Source organism: Streptomyces sp. NPDC056883, assembly GCF_042788835.1.
GTDB classification, from domain to species: Bacteria; Actinomycetota; Actinomycetes; order Streptomycetales; family Streptomycetaceae; genus Streptomyces; species Streptomyces stoeckheimensis.
Window position 1 is genome coordinate 208519 of the sequence record NZ_JBHUBS010000009.1, and the last position, 20468, is coordinate 228986.

Annotated in this window: 17 protein-coding genes; 9 read left to right on the forward strand and 8 right to left on the reverse strand. The window is 71.2% G+C overall.

The window, feature by feature from the left end; all coding sequences use genetic code 11:
• Positions 1-128: 128 nt before the first annotated feature.
• Positions 129-998: an HAD family hydrolase gene (locus ACFRU2_RS23065; RefSeq protein ID WP_382974996.1), complete on the forward strand. Its 870-nt coding sequence runs from the start codon at positions 129-131 to the stop codon at positions 996-998.
• A 408-nt stretch (positions 999-1406) separates the two neighbouring features.
• Here the strand turns inward: ACFRU2_RS23065 and ACFRU2_RS23070 are convergent, their stop codons facing one another.
• Complete coding sequence (locus tag ACFRU2_RS23070) at positions 1407-2279, reverse strand: oxidoreductase (RefSeq protein ID WP_382974998.1); 873 nt, start codon at positions 2277-2279, stop codon at positions 1407-1409.
• A 109-nt stretch (positions 2280-2388) separates the two neighbouring features.
• Between ACFRU2_RS23070 and ACFRU2_RS23075 the strand changes: the two genes are divergently transcribed.
• Positions 2389-3399: an ATP-binding protein gene (locus ACFRU2_RS23075; protein ID WP_382975001.1), complete on the forward strand. Its 1011-nt coding sequence runs from the start codon at positions 2389-2391 to the stop codon at positions 3397-3399.
• Here ACFRU2_RS23075 and ACFRU2_RS23080 read toward each other — a convergent pair.
• Positions 3353-4702, reverse strand: coding sequence for a hypothetical protein (locus ACFRU2_RS23080; protein ID WP_382975003.1), 1350 nt, complete (start codon positions 4700-4702; stop codon positions 3353-3355). The two genes, ACFRU2_RS23075 and ACFRU2_RS23080, sit on opposite strands and share 47 nt — an antisense overlap.
• Positions 4703-4948: 246 nt before the next feature.
• On the opposite strand from ACFRU2_RS23080, the gene ACFRU2_RS23085 reads away from it, so the two are divergent.
• The 5 genes from ACFRU2_RS23085 to ACFRU2_RS23105 all read left to right on the forward strand — a co-directional run bounded on the left by ACFRU2_RS23085 (position 4949) and on the right by ACFRU2_RS23105 (position 12784).
• Positions 4949-7375 carry a SulP family inorganic anion transporter gene (locus tag ACFRU2_RS23085; RefSeq protein WP_382975006.1) on the forward strand — a complete coding sequence of 809 codons (2427 nt, stop codon included), beginning with the start codon at positions 4949-4951 and terminating at the stop codon, positions 7373-7375.
• Positions 7376-7639: 264 nt separating this feature from the next.
• Entirely contained in the window at positions 7640-9595 is a 1956-nt protein-coding gene (gene acs, locus ACFRU2_RS23090; RefSeq protein WP_382975008.1) for an acetate--CoA ligase, read from the forward strand.
• A 176-nt stretch (positions 9596-9771) separates the two neighbouring features.
• Complete coding sequence (nhaA, locus tag ACFRU2_RS23095) at positions 9772-11307, forward strand: Na+/H+ antiporter NhaA (protein WP_382975010.1); 1536 nt, start codon at positions 9772-9774, stop codon at positions 11305-11307.
• Positions 11308-11360: 53 nt separating this feature from the next.
• Positions 11361-11819 (forward strand): phage holin family protein, encoded by a 459-nt coding sequence (locus ACFRU2_RS23100; protein ID WP_250745370.1) that lies wholly within the window; start codon positions 11361-11363, stop codon positions 11817-11819.
• A complete protein-coding gene (locus tag ACFRU2_RS23105) occupies positions 11816-12784 on the forward strand; it encodes an alpha/beta fold hydrolase (protein WP_382975013.1) in 969 nt (322 codons plus the stop codon). The genes ACFRU2_RS23100 and ACFRU2_RS23105 overlap by 4 nt, the downstream gene beginning before the upstream one ends.
• 367 nt (positions 12785-13151) lie before the next feature.
• Here the strand turns inward: ACFRU2_RS23105 and ACFRU2_RS23110 are convergent, their stop codons facing one another.
• The 3 genes from ACFRU2_RS23110 to nth all read right to left on the reverse strand — a co-directional run bounded on the left by ACFRU2_RS23110 (position 13152) and on the right by nth (position 16087).
• On the reverse strand, positions 13152-14354 hold the full coding sequence (locus ACFRU2_RS23110) for a MarP family serine protease (protein WP_382975016.1): 1203 nt from the start codon (positions 14352-14354) through the stop codon (positions 13152-13154).
• 13 nt (positions 14355-14367) lie between these two features.
• Positions 14368-15132 carry an NUDIX hydrolase gene (locus ACFRU2_RS23115; RefSeq protein ID WP_382975018.1) on the reverse strand — a complete coding sequence of 255 codons (765 nt, stop codon included), beginning with the start codon at positions 15130-15132 and terminating at the stop codon, positions 14368-14370.
• Between the two features lie 145 nt (positions 15133-15277).
• Complete coding sequence (nth, locus tag ACFRU2_RS23120) at positions 15278-16087, reverse strand: endonuclease III (RefSeq protein WP_382975021.1); 810 nt, start codon at positions 16085-16087, stop codon at positions 15278-15280.
• Positions 16088-16484: 397 nt separating this feature from the next.
• Between nth and ACFRU2_RS23125 the strand changes: the two genes are divergently transcribed.
• Together ACFRU2_RS23125 and ACFRU2_RS23130 are read left to right on the forward strand one after the other, a co-directional pair.
• Entirely contained in the window at positions 16485-17159 is a 675-nt protein-coding gene (locus tag ACFRU2_RS23125; protein WP_003981529.1) for a Crp/Fnr family transcriptional regulator, read from the forward strand.
• Positions 17160-17311: 152 nt separating this feature from the next.
• Positions 17312-18127 (forward strand): nucleotidyltransferase domain-containing protein, encoded by an 816-nt coding sequence (locus ACFRU2_RS23130; protein ID WP_382975024.1) that lies wholly within the window; start codon positions 17312-17314, stop codon positions 18125-18127.
• On the opposite strand, the gene ACFRU2_RS23135 is transcribed toward ACFRU2_RS23130, so the two are convergent.
• The 3 genes from ACFRU2_RS23135 to ACFRU2_RS23145 are packed head-to-tail and all read right to left on the reverse strand — an operon-like array spanning position 18124 to position 20182.
• Positions 18124-18402, reverse strand: coding sequence for a hypothetical protein (locus ACFRU2_RS23135; protein WP_382975027.1), 279 nt, complete (start codon positions 18400-18402; stop codon positions 18124-18126). The genes ACFRU2_RS23130 and ACFRU2_RS23135 overlap by 4 nt on opposite strands.
• Positions 18399-19244 carry an MBL fold metallo-hydrolase gene (locus tag ACFRU2_RS23140; RefSeq protein ID WP_382975030.1) on the reverse strand — a complete coding sequence of 282 codons (846 nt, stop codon included), beginning with the start codon at positions 19242-19244 and terminating at the stop codon, positions 18399-18401. Before ACFRU2_RS23140 ends, ACFRU2_RS23135 begins: the two co-directional genes overlap by 4 nt.
• Positions 19241-20182: an NUDIX hydrolase gene (locus tag ACFRU2_RS23145; protein ID WP_382975033.1), complete on the reverse strand. Its 942-nt coding sequence runs from the start codon at positions 20180-20182 to the stop codon at positions 19241-19243. The genes ACFRU2_RS23140 and ACFRU2_RS23145 overlap by 4 nt, the downstream gene beginning before the upstream one ends.
• Positions 20183-20468 lie beyond the last annotated feature (286 nt).

Consider the following 20468-nt stretch of genomic DNA (forward strand, 5'->3'; position numbering starts at 1 on the left):
TCGTCCCCACGGTCCGACTCGGGGGGGGAGGAGCCAGACCGGGTTAGCACGGTCGCGAACGATCCGTGACTTCCATGGTGTACCCGAGAGGCTTCTCAGGCAAACCCACGCGCCGCACTTTACGCCGAATGGTGGGCGCATATGCTCGGGTCGTGGAAAATCAGCCCTTGCCGCACTCCTTGCCTCGCACCGCAGCCTTCTTCGACCTGGACAAGACGGTCATTGCGAAGTCGAGCACTCTGACGTTCAGCAAGTCCTTCTACCAGGGCGGCCTGATCAACCGAAGGGCCGTGCTGCGCACCGCCTACACGCAGTTCATCTATCTGGCCGGCGGCGCCGACCACGATCAGATGGAGCGGATGCGCGAGTACCTGTCCGCCCTCTGCAAGGGGTGGAACGTGCAGCAGGTCCGGGAGATCGTCGCCGAGACCCTGCACGACCTCATCGACCCGCTGATCTACGACGAGGCCGCCTCCCTCATCGAGGCCCACCACACCGCGGGCCGCGACGTGGTGATCGTGTCCACCTCCGGAGCCGAAGTCGTCGAGCCCATCGGCGAGATGCTGGGCGCCGACCGGGTCGTCGCCACCCGGATGGTCGTGGGCGAGGACGGCTGCTTCACCGGCGAGATCGAGTACTACGCCTACGGCCCGACCAAGGCGGAGGCCGTGCGCGAACTCGCGGAGTCCGAGGGGTACGACCTCTCGCGCTGCTACGCGTACAGCGACTCGGCCACCGACATCCCGATGCTGGAGGCGGTCGGGCACCCGCACGCGGTCAACCCCGACCGGGCCCTTCGACGGGAGGCGGTGGCGCGCGAGTGGCCGGTGCTGGTGTTCAACCGGCCGGTACGGCTGAAGCAGCGGCTGCCCGGACTGTCGATGCCCGCTCGGCCGGCGCTCGTCGCAGCCGCCGCGGTCGGCGCGGCCGCGGCCACCGCCGGACTGGTCTGGTACGCGAGCCGGCGGCGCGCCCTGGCCGCCACGGCATCCCGCTGACCTGCACGAACACCGGGTGTCCGATACACCCTGATTCGCACCGGAAAGCAAAGAAATGCGGCCAGGGGTTTCGCTCCACCCCGAAGCGGAGTACAAAGGAGTCAAGGCCCGCGAGACCAAAGAACATCCGAGAGGATCATCTTTAAAACGCAGTATGGCCCACGGACCGAAGCAAGATCGCAACACCGCATGAACGCCGAGCACCCACGCGACGTCGACCCGTCGATTACGGGCCAGCCGCACCAGGTGACGGGCAAAGCTCCCGACCTGATGGGCAATCATCGAGGACGCTTGGTAACTGGGCGTAAATGCCAGCGGCGACACCAGAGCAGTACGGTGTCGCCGCAACCCATGTCCGGACCCCGTCAGGCCGCGCCGGCCGCCCGCCGCCCGGCCTGCCGACCCCCGTCAGGCCGCGCCGCGCTGGAGCGCCTCGCAGACCGCGGTCGACTCGCGGACACCGAGCTCGATCGCGCGGCCGCAGTGCGCGATCCAGGCCGACATCCCCTCCGCGGTCCCGGAGACGTAGCCCTTGAAGGCCTCCACGTAGGCATCCCGGCCCTGCTCCGCGTGCCCGACCTCCGCCGGGCAGATCGCCTTCGGGTCCAGGCCGCTGTTGATCAGCACGATCCGCTCCGCGGTCCGCGCCACCAGGCCGTTGTACGAACCGAACGGACGCAGCGCGAGCAGCTCGCCGTGCACCACCGCCGCCGTGATCAGCGCCGGAGCGGAGCCGCCCGCGATGATCAGGCCGGAGAGCCCCTCCAGCCGGCCCGCCACCTCCTGCGCGTCCGGCAGGGGCAGGTCGATCAGCGGCTCGTCCACCGGCTCACCGGCCAGGCGGGGCCGGCCGACCACGTCGCCGTCGGCCGTGGAGCCCGAGGCCACCAGGTGGAGCCGCGCCAGGACCCGTAGCGGCGACTGGCGCCAGATGCTCAGCAGCTGGCCCGCCTCGGCCGTCAGGCGCAGGGCGGCGCCCACCGTGCGGGCCTCCGGCTCCGAGCCGAAGTCGCTCCGGCGGCGGACCTCCTCCAGCGCCCAGTCGGCCCCCGACAGTGCCGCGCTCCCGCGCGCTCCGCGCAGCGCGGCCTCCGAGGCGACCGCCACGGCGCGGCGGCGCATGACGCGGTGGCCGTAGACCCGGTCCACCGCCTTGCGTACGGATTCCACGGACTCGGAGACGCCCGGCAGAGCGCCCAGCGGGGCGAGCGGGTCGGCGGAAGCAGGAGCGGAAGCGGAAGCGGCGGCCGAAGAGGCGGCGGAAGCAGAGGCGCTACTCATAAGTAAGGAGCCTACGCACTGCTCCCCCATAGCACCGACCCCTCCTTGGAGTGGTCTTCTTCACTCAGGCATACAACACAAAGCCACCGACCCACTACGCTTCGTGAACATGAAGATCGCTTTCGTGGGGAAGGGCGGCAGCGGCAAGACCACGCTGTCCTCCCTTTTCATCCGCCACCTCGCCTCCAATGAAGCCCGTGTCGTCGCGGTGGACGCCGACATCAACCAGCACCTGGGCACCGCGCTCGGGCTCAGCGAGGACGACGCGGCCTCGCTGCCCGCGCTGGGCGCGCACCTGCCCCTCATCAAGGACTACCTGCGGGGCTCCAACCCGCGCATCGCCTCCGCCGACACGATGATCAAGACCACTCCGCCCGGGACCGGCTCCCGGCTGCTGCGCGTCGACGAGGACAACCCCGTCTACGACGCCTGCGCGCGCACGGTGACGCTCGACGGCGAGCCCGTACGGCTGATGGCCACGGGGCCGTTCACCGAGTCCGATCTGGGCGTGGCCTGCTACCACTCCAAGGTCGGCGCGGTCGAGCTCTGCCTGAACCACCTCGCCGACGGCCCGGACGAGTACGTCGTCGTCGACATGACGGCCGGTTCCGACTCCTTCGCCTCCGGCATGTTCACCCGCTTCGACGTGACCTTCCTGGTCGCCGAACCGACCCGCAAGGGCATCTCCGTCTACCGCCAGTACAAGGAGTACGCGCGGGACTTCGGGATCACGCTCAAGGTCGTCGGCAACAAGGTGCAGGGCCCGGAGGACATCGAGTTCCTCCAGGACGAGGCCGGCGAGGACCTGCTGGTCACCGTCGGGCAGTCGGACTGGGTACGGGCGATGGAGAAGGGCCGCCCGGCCGCCTTCGAGCTGCTGGAGGCCACCAACCGGCTGGCCCTGCAGGCACTCCAGGACGCGGCGGACGACTCCTACGCGCACCGCGACTGGGAGCGGTACACCGAGCAGATGGTCCACTTCCACCTGCGCAACGCGGAGAGCTGGGGCAACGCGAAGACCGGGATCGACCTGGCGGACCAGATCGACCCCGGTTTCGTCCTACGGGAACTGCTCACTCCTCGTTCTGACTCGCGTCTGCCGGCTCCGCAGCCGGCTTGACCCCGGCGGGGGCGGCCGGCTTGGCCGGCGGCCCCGCCGTCAGGAACTTGTTCCAGCCCTCCTTCGGTGCCTCGCCGACGTCGAGGGTGCGCATCCACTCCAGGGCCTTCGGGTCCTGGGCGTCCAGCCAGTCCACCAGCTCGCGGAACGGCACGCAGCGGACCTCCTTCTGCGTGCACATGGTCTTGATGGAGTCCTCGACGGCCCGCATGTAGGTGCCGCCGTTCCAGGACTCGAAGTGGTTGCCGATGATCAGCGGCGCACGGTTGCCCTGGTAGGTCCGCTCGAAGGCCTTGGCCAGGCCGTCGCGCATCTGCTCACCCCAGTACGCGTGCTGCGAGGGGTCGCCCTGCGTGGTCGTACCGGACTGGTTGACCAGGTAGTTGTAGTCCATGCTGAGCGTTTCGAAGGCGCGGCCGGGCATGGGGACCAGCTGGAGCGGGATGTCCCAGAGGCCGTCCGTCTTCTTCGGCCAGATCTGCTTGCTGATGCCGCTGGAGTCGTAGCGGAAGCCGCCCATCTCCTTCGCGGCCAGCATGAAGTTCTTCTGGCCTTCGAGGCAGGGGGTGCGGGCCCCGATCATCTCCTTGTCGTAGTCGAACGGGAGCGCCTCCATGCCCTTGAGGGCCGGCGAGTTCGTCTTCCAGTTCTTGACGAACGACTTCGCCTGGTTGATCTCGCTCTTCCACTCGTCCACGGACCAGGTCCCGACGCCGCCCTCGGGTCCGCAGAAGTGGCCGTTGAAGTGGGTGCCGATCTCGTTGCCCTCCAGCCAGGCCTCGCGCACCTGGAGAGCGGTGTCCTTGATGCCCTGGGGGTCGCCGAAGCCGATGTCGGAGCGGCCCGGGGAGTGCTGGGGGGCGGTGTAGAGGGAACGCTTCTCCTCCGGGAGCATGTACACACCGCTGAGGAAGTACGTCATACGGGCGTTGTACTTCTTGCCCACCTCACGGAAATGCGAGAAGAGCTTCTGGCTGTCTTCGCCCGCCCCGTCCCACGAATAGACGACGAACTGCGGCGGCTTTTCGCCGGGCTTCAGCTTCTCCGCCTTCTGTACGTTCGGCTGCAGACCCGTGAACGAGGTCGAGCCGTCGCCGATGAGCCGCTTGACGCTGCCCGGAGCCGGGCCTTCCGGCGCGGGCGCGCCCTTCTTGGCCGCCTGACCTCCCGGGGCCGGACGGCCGGCGGGCTCCGAGGTGCTGCACCCGGCCACTCCCAGGACCAGCGCCGTGGCGACGAGACCGCCGGCGATCCTCTTCTTGGCGGCCTTCTTCGTGGCGGGCCTCTTCGTGGTGGCAGTCATCCGCCGCACCCCTTCCGTCGCAGTTCCATCGCACTTCCGTCGCAGGACTTCCGCGCCGCAACGTCCCATGCGGTCCGTTTTAAGGAAGGTGTGACAAGCCGGACTAAATGCTTAATCACTCGTGAGCGCTAATTCCTAGGCCGTTTGCCCGCATTACTCACCACAGAGCTTTACTCTCCATTACCGTTCATTTACCGAGTGTTGAGAATCCCGCCGCTTCACCCCTCCCCCGAGGAGACGGGACCTATGACCGCCACGCCCTCCCCCACTTCCCCTCCCCCCACCAAAGGCCTCCCGGCCGGCCTCCAGGCCGACCTCTCCGCCTCCGTCGCCGTCTTCCTGATCTCCCTGCCGCTCTCCCTCGGCATCGCCCTGGCCACCGGCGCCCCGCTCCAGGCGGGGCTCGTCGCCGCGGCGGCCGGCGGGATCGTGGCCGCACGGCTCGGCGGAACACCGCTCCAGGTGAGCGGCCCCGCGACCGGACTCACCGTCGTCACCGCCGAGTTGATCCAGCACTACGGCTGGCGCACCACCTGTGCCATCACGGTGCTCGCCGGGCTGTGCCAGCTCGGGCTGGCCGCGCTGCGGACCGCCCGGTCCGCGCTGATGGTGAGCCCTGCGATCGTCCACGGGATGCTCGCCGGTGTCGGCGTGACGATCGCGCTGGCACAGCTGCACATCGTGCTCGGCGGCACCCCGCAGAGCTCCGCCCTGGCCAATGTCCGCGGACTTCCCGACCAGTTGGCCGATCTGCATCCGGCCGCGCTCGGCGTCAGCGTGCTCACCCTGGCCGTCCTGCTCTGCTGGCCGCGGCTGCCGGGGCGCACCGGGCGGCACCTGCGCAAGGTGCCCGCCGCGCTGGCCGCCGTCGCCGTCGCCACGGCCTGCGCCGCCCTCGCCGGGCTCACCCTGCCGCGCGTGGACCTGCCGTCCTGGCGCAGCCACGCGCTGCCCGAACTGCCCGAGGGGCCGGTCCTCGGCATCATCGCCGCCGTGCTGACCATCACCCTGGTCGGCAGCGTGGAATCCCTGCTCTCGGCGGTGGCCACCGACAAGCTGATCGCCACCCGGCGGGGCACGCAGCGGCGTCCCGCACGGGCCGACCTCAACCGCGAACTGCGCGGCCAGGGCGCCGCGAACATCGTCTCCGGGGCGCTGGGCGGACTGCCCGTCGCGGGCGGCGCCGTCCGCAGCATGGCGAACGTCAAGGCCGGTGCCGTCAGTCGCCGTTCGGTCATGCTGCACGGGCTGTGGATCCTGCTCGCCGCCGGGCTGCTCGTCCCCGCCCTCGACCTGATCCCGCTCGCCGCGCTCGCCGCGCTGGTGATGGCGGTGGGCATCCAGATGGTGAGCGCCACGCACCTGCGCACCGTCACCCGGCACGGCGAGATCCTCGTCTACGCCACGACCATCGTGGCCGTGGTGCTCGGCGGAGTCCTCGAGGGCGTCGCCGTCGGCATCGCGATGGCCGTCGCCCTCGCCCTGCACCGCCTGGCCCGGACCCGGATCACCGTCGAGCAGCTCGACAGCGGGGTCCACCGGGTGTGGGCCCGCGGGCAGTTGACCTTCCTCGCGGTGCCGCGGCTGAGCCGGGTGCTGAGCCAGATCCCGCACCACGGGCACGCCGTCATCGAGCTGGACGGCTCGTTCATGGACCACGCCGCCTACGAGACCCTCCAGGACTGGCAGGACTCCCACCTGGCCCACGGCGGCTCGCTGGAGGTCACCGGCCGGTCGGGAGCCAGGATCGCCGAAGCCGAGCAGGCCCAGCGGGCCGAGAGTGCCCAGCGGGGTACGCAGCGCGGGGATCACCAGTGCTGCCGGCCCTGGACGCCGTGGCAGAACCATTGCGACCACCGCGGCACGGTGGACCGTACGGACCCGACGGGCCTGACGGACCTCACGGACCTGACGGCGGACGACGAGAGCCCGGCCGCACCTCCCGCCCCCACCCCGGCCCCCGCCCCCACCCCGCCGGCCGGGTCCCGCGGGCGCGGCGCCGGCCAACTGGCCAACGGGATCAGCGCCTTCCAGCGGGACACGGCTCCGCACGTGCGCGAGGAGCTGGCCCGGCTGGCCCGGGAGGGGCAGCGGCCCTCGCAGCTCTTCCTCACCTGTGCGGACTCCCGCCTGGTGACGAGCATGATCACGGCGAGCGGCCCCGGAGACCTGTTCACGGTCCGCAACGTCGGCAACCTCGTCCCGCTCCCGGGGGCCGAGTCCACGGACGATTCGGTCGCGGCGGCCATCGAGTACGCCGTGGACGTACTCCAGGTGGACAGCATCACGGTGTGCGGGCATTCGGGGTGCGGGGCCATGCAGGCCCTGCTCAACTCCGCCCCGGGGATGCCGATGACCCCGTTGCGGCGGTGGCTGCGGCACGGACTGCCGAGCCTGGAGCGGATGGGCAGCCGCCATCACGCCTGGGCCCGGATCTCCGGCAGGCTGCCGGCGGACGCCGTGGAGCAGCTGTGCCTGACCAATGTGGTGCAGCAGCTGGAGCACCTGAAGGCCCACGAATCGGTGGCCCGGCGGCTCGCCGAGGGCACGCTGGAGCTGCACGGGATGTACTTCCACGTCGGCGAGGCACAGGCGTACCTGCTGTCGGAGGGGCAGGACTTCTTCGACTGCCGGGTCTTCGACACCGTCGGCGCGGGGTCGGTGCGCGGCTGAACGCACAGGGCCCGGCGGGCGGCCGGCGCGGTCGCGCTCCCGGGCCCGGGGAGCTTTGAACCGATACCCTCCGTTATCCGTGCCACTGAGTGGCCCCTTCCCGCACCCTGCAGCGGGAGGGGGCCACTCGTGCGTGGGCCCGGCCGGGTAATAGGTCTACACCAATTCCCGGCAACCTCTTGTCACCCGGGCCATTGACTGATGAGCTATGCCCGGGGACACAACCGGGGACACAACGGACACCCTGGGAAAGGGAGATGCGTCGTGAGCAATGAAAGCCTGGCCAATCTGCTCAAGGAGGAGCGGCGGTTCGCACCGCCTGCCGATCTGGCCGCCGCCGCCAATGTGACTCAGGCTGCGTACGCACAGGCCGACGCGGACCGGCTGGGCTTCTGGGCCGAGCAGGCGCGCCGTCTGAGCTGGGACACCGAGCCGACGGAGACCCTCGACTGGAGCAACCCGCCCTTCGCGAAGTGGTTCGCGGACGGCAAGCTGAACGTCGCGTACAACTGCGTGGACCGCCACGTCGAGGCCGGCAACGGCGACCGCGTCGCCATCCACTTCGAGGGCGAGCCGGGCGACAGCCGCTCGATCACCTACGCCGAGCTCAAGGACGAGGTCTCCAAGGCGGCGAACGCCCTGACCGAGCTGGGCGTACAGGCCGGCGACCGGGTCGCCGTCTACCTGCCGATGATCCCCGAGGCGGTCGTCGCGATGCTCGCGTGCGCCCGCGTCGGCGCCGCGCACTCCGTGGTCTTCGGCGGCTTCTCCGCCGACGCCGTCGCCTCCCGCATCCAGGACGCCGACGCGAAGCTGGTCATCACCTCCGACGGCGGCTACCGCCGCGGCAAGCCCACCGCCCTGAAGCCCGCCATCGACGAGGCCGTCGCCAAGTGCCCGCAGGTCGAGCACGTCCTCGTGGTGCGCCGCACCGGCCAGGACACCGCCTTCACCGAGGGCCGGGACGTCTGGTGGCACGAGATCGTCGAGCGGCAGAGCGCCGAGCACGCGCCGCAGGCCTTCGACGCCGAGCACCCGCTCTTCATCCTCTACACCTCGGGGACCACGGGTAAGCCCAAGGGCATCCTGCACACCTCCGGCGGCTACCTCACGCAGGCCTCGTACACCCACCACGCGGTGTTCGACCTGAAGCCGGAGAGCGACGTCTACTGGTGCACCGCCGACATCGGCTGGGTGACCGGGCACTCCTACATCGTCTACGGGCCGCTCGCCAACGGCGCCACCCAGGTGATGTACGAGGGCACGCCGGACACCCCGCACCAGGGCCGGTTCTGGGAGGTCGTGCAGAAGTACGGCGTCACCATCCTCTACACCGCGCCGACCGCGATCCGGACGTTCATGAAGTGGGGCGACGACATCCCCGCGAAGTTCGACCTGTCGAGCCTGCGCGTCCTGGGCTCGGTCGGCGAGCCGATCAACCCCGAGGCCTGGATCTGGTACCGCAAGCACATCGGCGGCGACCGCTGCCCGATCGTGGACACGTGGTGGCAGACCGAGACCGGCGCGATGATGATCTCCCCGCTGCCCGGAGTCACCGAGACCAAGCCCGGTTCGGCGCAGCGCGCGCTGCCCGGAATCGCCGCCACCGTCGTGGACGACGAGGCGAACGAGGTCCCGAACGGCGGAGGCGGCTACCTGGTCCTCACCGAGCCGTGGCCGTCGATGCTGCGCACCATCTGGGGCGACGACCAGCGGTTCATCGACACCTACTGGTCGCGCTTCGAGGGCAAGTACTTCGCGGGCGACGGCGCCAAGAAGGACGAGGACGGCGACATCTGGCTGCTCGGCCGGGTGGACGACGTCATGCTGGTCTCCGGTCACAACATCTCGACCACCGAGGTGGAGTCGGCGCTCGTCTCGCACCCCTCGGTCGCCGAGGCGGCGGTCGTCGGCGCGAACGACGAGACCACCGGCCAGGCCATCGTGGCCTTCGTGATCCTGCGCGGCAGCGCCTCCGAGACGGACACGCTGGTCGCCGAGCTGCGCAACCACGTGGGTGCCACGCTCGGCCCGATCGCCAAGCCGAAGCGGATCCTGCCCGTGCAGGAGCTGCCGAAGACCCGCTCGGGCAAGATCATGCGCCGCCTGCTGCGCGACGTGGCCGAGAACCGTGCGGTCGGTGACGTCACCACGCTCGCGGACTCCTCGGTCATGGACCTGATCCAGAGCAAGCTGCCGGCCGCCGGCAGCGAGGACTGAGGCAGGCCCGGTCGTACCCGTACGACACGACGGAAGGGGCATTCGGCGCGCCGCGCCGGATGCCCTTTTCGCACATAAAGTGACGATCACCGGATACACCCACGCGTACACCCTGTAAAGTATTAGATGGTTAAAGAACTACTCCACAGGGTGCGCCGGGAAGTCTGGTCGGCAACATGCTTCGCCATGCCGTCCAACCCACCCCGGAGGTGCCCCCCGTGGCCGCGCCCAGCCCCACCGACAACCAGAGCCGCAAGCTCCTCGGCCGCCTCTCGCTGCCGGAGCGCCGCTTCGTGGCCGACGCCCTGCGCGCCGAGACGGTCGGCGGCGTCCTGCTCCTCGTGGCCGCGGTCGCCGCCCTCATCTGGGCGAACGTGCCCGCCATCTCGGCGAGCTACGACAGCGTCCGCTCCTTCCACATCGGCCCCGCCTCCCTCGGCCTGGACCTGTCGCTCCAGCACTGGGCGGCCGACGGCCTGCTCGCCATCTTCTTCTTCGTCGCGGGCATCGAGCTCAAGCGCGAGCTCGTCGCGGGCGACCTGCGCGACGCGAAGGCGGCCGCGCTCCCGGTGATCGCCGCGCTCTGCGGCATGGCCGTGCCCGCGCTGGTCTACGTACTGACCAACGTGCTCGGCAACGGTTCGACGGACGGCTGGGCGGTCCCGACCGCCACCGACATCGCCTTCGCCCTGGCCGTCCTCGCCGTCATCGGCACCTCGCTGCCGTCCGCCCTGCGCGCGTTCCTGCTGACCCTGGCCGTCGTCGACGACCTGTTCGCCATCATGATCATCGCGGTGTTCTTCACCAGCGAGATCAACTTCCTGGCCCTCGGCGGAGCGGTCGCGGGCCTGGTCCTCTTCTGGTTCCTGCTCCGCGGAGGCGTGCGCGGCTGGTACGTCTACGTCCCGCTCGCCCTGGTCATCTGGGGCCTGATGTACAACAGCGGGGTCCACGCCACCATCGCCGGTGTCGCCATGGGCCTGATGCTGCGCTGCCACCGCAAGGAGGGCGAGCACCACTCCCCCGGCGAGCACATCGAGCACATGGTCCGGCCCGTCTCGGCCGGTCTGGCCGTCCCGCTCTTCGCCCTGTTCTCGGCCGGCGTCTCCCTCTCCGACGAGTCCATCGGACAGGTCTTCACCCGGCCGGAGCCCCTCGGCGTGGTGCTCGGCCTCGTGGTCGGCAAGACGCTCGGCATCTTCGGCGGCACCTGGCTCGCCGCCCGGTTCACCAAGGCGGAGCTCAACGACGACCTCGCCTGGCCGGACGTGTTCGCCGTCGCCTCGCTCGCCGGAATCGGCTTCACCGTCTCGCTCCTGATCGGCGAGCTCGCCTTCACCGACGACCCCGTCCTCACCGACGAGATCAAGGCCTCCGTCCTGATCGGCTCGCTCATCGCCGCGATCGTCGCGTGCGTCCTGCTGAAGATGCGCAACCGGAAGTACAAGAGGCTCATCGAGGACGAGGAGCGCGACGAGGACCTCGACGGCATCCCCGACATCTACGAGCAGGACAAGCCGGACTACCACCTGCGGATGGCGAAGATCTACGAGGCCAAGGCGGCGGAGCACCTGCGCAGGGCCGAAGAGGTCGCGGCCGGTGCGCGGGAACCGGCGGCCGGACCCGCGGCCGGACTCGCAGCCGGACGCGCAGCCGACGCAGCGGCCGAAGCAGCGGGCGGGTCCAGCGCCGACGGCGGCCGTCCGGCATGATCTGACCTGACGACAGGACAGCCGTCGCAGTCGGACGACAGAGGGAGAGAGCGATGAGCGCAGTGGACCAAGGGGCCCCAGGAGCCGAGCGCACACTCGGCCAGCTGGTCGCCTCGGCCACCGCCGAGATGTCCGCCCTGGTGCACGACGAGATCGCCCTCGCCAAGGTGGAGATCAAGCAGGACGTCAAGCGCGCGGGCATCGGCAGCGGCGCCGCGATCGTCGCGGGCGTGCTCCTCCTCTTCTCGCTGCCGGTGCTGAGCTTCGCGGCGGCGTACGGGATCCACAACCTCGGGCTCGGGCTGGCCTGGTCCTTCCTGATCGTCGGCGTGGCGTTCTGGCTGCTCGCGGCCGTGATCGGGCTGATCGCCATGGCGAAGTTCAAGAAGATCAAGCCGCCGGTGAAGACCATCGCCTCGGTCAAGGAGACGGCGGCCCTCGTCGGCACCGTCAAGCCCCACGCCCGGTCGGTCAGTGACAACGCCGTGGGTGTGGCACGCTCGTCCTCATGACCTCCCCCTCGTCGGATTCCGGCACGTCCGGTACGCCCCCCACCGCCGCCACGGCGGTCCGGATCGACATCCCCGGCGGGCGAGAAGTGACGCACCGGGACGTGGCGGCCAATGGGGCGCGGTTCCACGTCGCCGAGCTCGGCGACGGACCGCTGGTGCTGCTCCTGCACGGCTTCCCGCAGTTCTGGTGGACGTGGCGGCACCAGATGACCGCGCTGGCCGACGCGGGCTACCGGGCGGTCGCGATGGACCTGCGCGGGGTGGGCGGCAGCGACCGCACCCCGCGGGGCTACGACCCGGCCAACCTCGCGCTCGACATCACCGGGGTCGTACGGTCCCTCGGCGAGCCCGACGCCGCCCTCGTCGGGCACGACCTGGGCGGTTACCTCGCCTGGACGGCGGCGGTGATGCGGCCGAAGCTGGTGCGCCGGCTGGTGGTGTCCTCGATGCCGCATCCGCGCCGCTGGCGGTCCGCGATGCTGTCCGATTTCGGGCAGACCCGCGCCAGCTCTCACATCTGGGGCTTCCAGCGGCCGTTCGTGCCCGAGCGGCAGCTCGTCGCCGACGACGGGGCGCTCGTCGGCGAACTGATCCGCGACTGGTCCGGCCCGCGGCTCCCCGAGGAGGACGACATCGCGGTGTACCAGCGCGCGATGTGCATCCCCTCCACGGCGCACTGCTCGGTCGAGCCGTACCGCTGGATGATGCGGTCCATGGCCCGCCCCGACGGCCTGCAGTTCAACCGGCGCATGAAGCGGCCGGTGCGGGTGCCGACGCTGCACCTGCACGGCTCGCTCGATCCGGTGATGCGCACGCGGAGTGCTGCGGGGTCCGGGCAGTACGTCGAAGCCCCGTACCGCTGGCGGCTCTTCGACGGACTCGGGCACTTCCCCCACGAGGAGGACCCGGCGGCGTTCTCCACCGAGCTGGTCAACTGGCTGCAGGATCCCGAGCCCGACCGCTGAGTCGACAGCCGTTTATATGACAAGCATTCAATTGCCTGGCGCATAGGCCAATTGGCCGCCCTCAACGCGATTACCGACCTTGGGCCCCGGGCACAGCTCGGAGTATGGGCTGGACGCACGACTACGGTGACACCGCACACGAACGCCGCTCGACGGTCACGCCGGGCACGCACAGGGGGCAGGGCCGCGAAGGCCACGACGACCCCCGACTCGGGATTCCGCGCATCCTGCGCCGGCGGGCCCGCTGGGTCTCCGCCCGGCTCAGGCACCAGCGTACGTAGGCAGGGGCCCCGCAAGGGCCCTGGAAGCCGATGGGCCCCACGGGGCCCGGCAGCGCTGCGGGAGCCCCTCAGGGCTCCCGTAGGGCTCAGAGGGCGCAGCCCTGGCTGCCGACCCGCCGGTCCGCCGTTGCTCCGCTCCGGATGTCCTCGCGGATCTCGTCCACGGTCAGGGCGTAACCGGTGTTGGGGTCGTCGAGGGACTTCGCGAAGACGACCCCGTACACCTTGCCCTCGGGCGTCAGCAGCGGGCCGCCGGAGTTGCCCTGGCGGACCGTCGCGTAGAGGGAGTAGACGTCCCGTCGCACCGTTCCGCGGTGGTAGATGTCCGGGCCCTTGGCGTTGATCCGGCCGCGGACGCGTGCCGCGCGGACGTCGTACGCGCCGTTCTCCGGGAAGCCCGCGACGATGGCGTCGGTGCCGCTCGCCGCGCCCTTGTCGGTGAACTCCAGTGCCGGCGCCTTCAGCTTGGGCACGTCCAGGACGGCGATGTCGCGCTCCCAGTCGTAGAGCACGACCTTGCCGTCGTAGAGCTTGCCCTCGCCGCCGACCTGCACGGTCGGTTCGCCGACGCCGCCGACGACGTGCGCGTTGGTCATCACCTTGCCCGGCGCGAAGACGAAGCCGGTGCCCTCCAGCACCTTGCTGCACGAGGGCGCCGTGCCGACCACCTTCACGATGGACTGCTTGGCGGACTCGGCCACGGGGCTGCTCGCGAGCAGCGGGTCCGGCGGCTTGACCTCGGTGATCGGCTCGTTGGAGAACGGGCTGAAGACCTGCGGGAAGCCGTTGCGGGCCAAGGTGGAGCTGAAGTCCGAGAACCAGGTGTCCGCCTGCGCCGGGAGCACCCGGTCGATGCCGAGGAGCACCTTGGAGTTGCGGACTTCCTTGCCCAGCGTGGGAAGTGACGTACCGGCGAGCAAGGACCCGATCATCCAGGCCACCAGCAGCATCGCCACCACGTTCACCAGGGCGCCGCCCGTCGCGTCGAGCGCGCGGGCCGGGGACCATGTGATGGAGCGCCGGAGCTTGTTGCCCAGGTGGGTGGTCAACGCCTGGCCGATCGAGGCACAGATGATGATGACGACCACGGCGATGACGACGACCGTGGTGGACACCTGGGTGCCGTTGTCGGTGACCCGGTCCCAGATCAGGGGCAGCAGGGACACCGCGACGAGACCACCGCCGAGGAAGCCGATCACCGACAGGATGCCGACGACGAACCCCTGGCGGTAGCCGACGATCGCGAACCATACGGCGGCGAGCAGCAACAGGATGTCCAGCACGTTCACAGGGCCCACCGTCTCATGCGCGCCAGTCGAGCGGGACTTCCCGGGACCGGTCCCAGGGGCGCTCCCAGCCGGCGAAGTGCAGGATCCGGTCGATCACTCCGGCGGTGAAACCCCAGACCAGAGCCGATTCCACGGTGAAGGCCGGGCCATGGAAGCCGCTGGGGTGGACGACGGTGACGCGGTGCTCGGGGTCCGTGAGATCGGCCACGGGCACCGTGAAGACCCGGGCGGTCTCGGCCGGATCGACCACGCCGACCGGGCTGGGGGCGCGCCACCAGCCGAGCACCGGGGTCACGACGAACTTGCTGACGGGGATGTAGAGCGGCGGCAGCACCCCGAAGAGCTGGACCCCGGCCGGATCCAGGCCGGTCTCCTCCTCGGCCTCGCGCAGCGCGGCGCGCAGCGGGCCGGTGGTGCGCGGGTCGCCGTCCTCGGGGTCCAGGGCGCCGCCGGGGAAGGAGGGCTGGCCGGGATGCGAGCGCAGGGTGCCGGCGCGCTCCATCAGCAGCAGCTCGGGGCCGCGGGGACCCTCGCCGAAGAGGATCAGTACGGCCGACTGGCGGCCGCGGCCGTCCTCCGGCGGCAGGAACCGGCTGAGCTGGGCGGGCCGGACCGTCCGGGCCGCCTCGACGACGGGGTCCAGCCAGTCGGGCAGGCCGTGGGTGTGCAGGTCGATGCTTCCGCGCCGGCCGCCCTGGGTGTCGTACGGGGCCTCCTGCGCGGTGGCTGCGCCGGGCCCGGCGGCGTCCGCCCGGCGGTTCTGCGTGGCCTCGGTCATAGGCACCCCTGTCCGTGCTTCTGCGTTTCCCACGTTCCGGCAAACGTGGTGCGGGTAGCGATTCGTTCCTTGCGGGTGCGGCGCCGTTGCGGGGGCTCCGCCCCCGAACCCCCGCGCCTCAAACGCCGGCGAGGCTGGATTTGGCTCAGGCGTCCGCGTTGGCGGGCCTGGCCGGCGCCGGGAGGCCCGGGTAGTCCGGGGGCGGGCTCAGGCGCTGGCCGGGCTGGCCGCCCTTCTCGTACTTCAGGAGCTTCGCCGCCTTCTCCGGGTCGGTCTCGCCCTCCCCGTAGGCCGGGCAGAGCGGTGCGATCGGGCAGGCCCCGCAGGCGGGCTTGCGGGAATGGCAGATCCGGCGGCCGTGGAAGACGACGCGGTGCGAGAGCATCGTCCACTCGCTCTTCGGGAAGATCGCGCAGATCTCCGCCTCGACCTTCTCCGGATCCTCCTGCTCGGTCCACTTCCAGCGCCGCACCAGCCGGCCGAAGTGGGTGTCGACGGTGATCCCCGGGACTCCGAAGGCATTGCCGAGGACCACGTTGGCCGTCTTGCGGCCGACGCCGGGCAGCGTCACCAGGTCCTCGATCCGGCCCGGCACCTCGCCGCCGAAGTTGTCGCGCAGCGCCTGCGAGAGGCCGAGCAGGGACTTGGCCTTGGCCCGGAAGAACCCGGTCGGCCGGATGATCTCCTCCAGCGCCTCCGGATCGGCTCCGGCCATGTCCTCGGGGGTCGGGTACGCGGCGAAGAGGGCCGGGGTCGTCTGGTTCACCCGCAGGTCGGTGGTCTGCGCCGACAGGACGGTGGCGACCAGCAGCTCGAAGGGGTTGCGGAAGTCGAGCTCCGGGTGCGCGTACGGGTAGACCTCCGCCAGCTCACGGTTGATCCTGCGCGCCCGCCGCACCATCGCCAGATGGCTCTCCGGCTTCGCCCCGGCCTTCTTGACCTTGCTCTCTGCCATCCCCGAAGGCTACGCCGCACAGCCCTCCGCCCGTGGCCGGACGTGACCTCCGCCCGGACGGGGTTTCTTGGCCCAAGTTTTGCCCGGAAACGGGGGTGACTGCTCCGGGAGGGCTCCCACCGGGGCATGTTCGCCCACGGCTGAATTTACTGTGGTCGTCACTCCCCCGGACCCCTTGGCCTGTGCTCTCACCGGCCTGTTGGACACCCGGCCGGTCCGGGACACGGCGGCGGCGACGCCCCCGGACCTCAGGTAACACCACCCCGATCGGCCTCTCGCCGCACAGCACACCCGTACGTCCGGCATCCTTGTGATGAACGTGATTGATCGCACTGTTTGAGCCGTCCGGCAAAATGGGGGAGCGATCCCCCGGCTGGTCGACATAGGAGAGAGACTCGTGGACGACGTACTGCGGCGTGCCCCGCTCTTCGCGGCGCTCGATGACGAGCAGGCCGCGGAGCTCCGCGCCTCCATGGGCGAGGTGACCCTCGCACGTGGTGACGCCCTGTTCCACGAGGGCGACCCCGGTGACCGGCTTTACGTCGTCACCGAGGGCAAGGTGAAGCTGCACCGCACCTCCCCCGACGGCCGCGAGAACATGCTGGCCGTCCTCGGCCCCGGAGAGCTGATCGGCGAGCTGTCGCTGTTCGACCCGGGCCCGCGCACCGCCACCGCCACCGCGCTGACCGAGGTCAAGCTGCTGGGTCTGGGTCACGGAGACCTCCAGCCCTGGCTGAACGCCCGGCCCGAGGTGGCGACCGCGCTGCTGCGCGCCGTCGCGCGGCGCCTGCGCAAGACCAACGACCAGATGTCCGACCTGGTCTTCTCCGACGTTCCGGGCCGCGTGGCCCGTGCGCTCCTCGACCTGTCGCGCCGCTTCGGCGTGCAGTCGGAGGAAGGCATCCACGTCGTGCACGACCTCACGCAGGAAGAGCTGGCCCAGCTCGTCGGCGCGTCGCGCGAGACCGTGAACAAGGCGCTGGCCGACTTCGCGGGACGCGGATGGCTCCGCCTGGAGGCGCGTGCGGTGATCCTCCTGGACGTGGAGCGGCTCGCGAAGCGCTCGCGCTGACGCCGGTCTCAGCTGGTTGAGGGGTCCTGCCCGGATGGGCGGGGCCCCTTTTCGCGTTCCTGCGGCGCCGTTCCGGGGGCTCTGCCCCCGCGCGCCCGCGCCTCAAACGCCGGCGGGGCTGATTTCGGCCACCGAGGAGGCACAGTAGACCCATGGAGCACAGAGGCCTCGACGCGTACGGGTACTTCGAGCGCGAAGGCTCGCTCGGGCATGTGCAGGCCGAGTTCCGGGGGCTCGTCGCCGCCGCGCGGGAGCGGATCGCGGAGGCCTACGGGCGGCGGCTGCACAGCGCCTACCTGTACGGGTCCGTGCCGCGCGGCACCGCCCGGCCCGGGCGGTCCGACCTCGACCTGCTCATCGCCCTGCACCACGCACCCGGCGAGGAGGACCGCGACACCACCGAGGCGCTGGCGCACGGCCTCGACGAGGAGTTCGCGGAGATCGACGGGGTCGGGATCCTGCTGTACGGCAAGGACCGGCTGCTGAGCGAGCAGGAACGATACGACCTGGGCTGGTTCCTCGCCTGCCTGTGTACCCCGCTGCTCGGTGCGGACCTGGCCGAGCACCTGCCCCGCTACCGGCCGGACGGCCTGCTCGCCCGCGAGACCAACGGCGACCTCGCCGAGCTGCTGCCCCGGGTGCGCGAGCGGATCCGGGAGGCGGCCACCCCGGAGGAGTACCGCAAGCTGTGCCGGGGCGTCTCCCGGCACCTCGTGCGGACCGGGTTCACCCTCGTCATGCCGCGGTGGGGCGGCTGGACCAGCGACCTCACCGAGTCGGCGGAGGTGTTCGCGCAGTACTACCCCGAGCGCGCCGACCAGATGCGCGCCGCGGCCGCCGCCGCGCTGGACCCGGTCTCCGACCCGGCCGTGCTGCGCGCCTACGTCGAGGACCTCGGGCCGTGGCTCGCGGACGAGTACGCGGCCCGGCACGGCACGAAGACGGCCCGCCCCGAAGCCGCCGCCTAGAGGGCTTCGACCGCCCGCTTGGCCTCCACCAGGCCGGCTCCGGTGGCCTCGCGGTAGGCCTTGATCGCCGCCACCGTGCGGCCCTCCGCGGCCAGGGCCCGTACGCCGTCCATCCCGTCCGGCTCCGGCTCCACGATGCCGAAGTGGTCCAGGAGCAGACCGAGGCGTCGCTCCAGCCGGTCCGTCTTGCGTTCCACCTCCCGGATCCGCAGCGTCACCGTCGAAACGATCCAGCCCGCGGTGATGATCAGCGAGAGGATCAGGATGAGCGTCATTCGGGGCCCCCGGGAATCAGTCCGTGATCTTGAAGGTACTCGAGCTGCGCCCGTACGGACCATTCCGCGGCCGGCCACAGTGACCGGTCCACGTCCCGGTAGACGTGCGCGACGACCGCCTCGGGGGTGGTGAAGCCGTTCTCGACCGCCGTCTCGATCTGGGCGAGGCGGTGGGCACGGTGGGCGAGGTAGAACTCGACCGCGCCCTGCGCGTCGTCCAGGACCGGTCCGTGCCCCGGGAGCACCGTGTGGACCCCGTCGTCGACCGTCAGCGAGCGCAGCCGGCGCAGGGAGTCCAGGTAGTCGCCGAGCCGCCCGTCGGGGTGCGCGACCACGGTGGTGCCGCGTCCCAGGATCGTGTCGCCGGTCAGCACCGCCCGGTCGGCCGGCAGGTGGAAGCAGAGCGAGTCCGCGGTGTGCCCGGGCGTCGGAACCACGCGCAGTTCCAGACCGCCCGTGCGGATGACGTCCCCGGCGGCCAGGCCCTCGTCGCCCAGGCGCAGGGCGGGGTCCAGCGCGCGCACCTTCGTCCGGGTCAGCTCGGCGAAGCGGGCCGCGCCCTCCGCGTGGTCGGGGTGTCCGTGGGTGAGGAGGGTCAGCGCGACCCGCTTGCCCTCCTTCTCGGCGGCGTCGATCACCGCGCGCAGGTGTACGTCGTCCAGCGGGCCGGGATCGATCACCACGGCCAGGTCGGAGCCGGGCTCGGAGACGAGCCAGGTGTTGGTCCCGTCGAGGGTCATCGCGGAGGCGTTCGGGGCCAGGATGTTCACCGCGCGGGCGGTGGCGGGCCCGGAGACGACCATTCCGCGGGGCTGGCCGGGCAGGGCGGCGGCGTCGGTCATGCGGAGGCTCCTCCCGGGTTGGCGGGGCCCGGTCGGGCGGGGCCCGGATGCGTGAGGCGGACGCGCTTGGTGAACTCGTCGTGGCCCGGCCAGCTGAGCACGAGCTCCCCGCCCTCCAGGGTGGCCCGGGCGAGCACCGGGGTCAGGTCCTGGGCCCCGGCCGCGGCGAGGGCCTCGGCGGGGCTCCCGTACGGCTCCAGGGAGCGCAGGGTGGTGATGGTGGGCGGCATCATCAGCAGCTCGCCCTTGTCGTAGCCGGCGGCGGCGTCGGCGGGGCGGATCCAGACCGTGCGGTCGGCCTCGGTGGAGGCGTTGCGGGTGCGCTGGCCTTCGGGGAGGGCCGCCACGAAGAACCAGGTGTCGTAGCGGCGCGGCTCGAACTCCGGGGTGATCCAGCGGGCCCACGCGCCGAGCAGGTCGGAGCGCAGGACGAGGCCACGGCGGTCGAGGAACTCGGCGAAGGACAGCTCGCGCGCGACCAGGGCCGCGCGGGCGGCCTCCCAGTCCTCGCCGGTGGTGTCGCCGACGACGGTGTCCGCGGACTCGCCCGCGAGCAGCACCCCGGCCTCCTCGAAGGTCTCGCGGACGGCTCCGCAGACGATCGCCTGGGCGGTGGCGGGGTCGGTGCCCATCCGCTCGGCCCACTCGGCGCGGCTCGGGCCGGCCCAGCCGATGCGGTGGTCCTCGTCGCGGGGGTCCACGCCGCCGCCTGGGTACGCGTAGGCGCCTCCGGCGAAGGCCATCTCGACCCGGCGGCGCAGCATGTGCACCGCGGGGCCGTCGGGGGTGTCGCGCAGCAGCATCACGGTGGCGGCGCGCCTGGGTTCCGTCGGGACGAGGGCGCCGTCCGCGAGGGCGCGGATCCGGTCGGGCCACTCCGGCGGGTACCACTGACCTCCGGCGGAGGTCTCTTGCTGACCGTACTGACCATTCGGCATGGCGGGATGCTACGGCCATCCGGCCCGATGTTCGAGGGTTGACCTTGTTGCACCGTTGTACGGGGGCTCAGCCTCGGCTGCGGATGTGCCGCTGCGCGGAGCGGAGTCCCCTACCCGCCCTTCCACCGTTCCCCGGGCGCTGCCCGGACCCGCGCCTCAAACGCCGGCGGGGCTGGGTGTGGCCCGGACGGGCTGGGAGGGAGCACCGGGCTGCGCCCGGACCCCCTGGGGCTCCGCCCCAGACCCCGGTCCTCAAGCGCCGGACGGCTCGAAGGGCGCCGGGGAC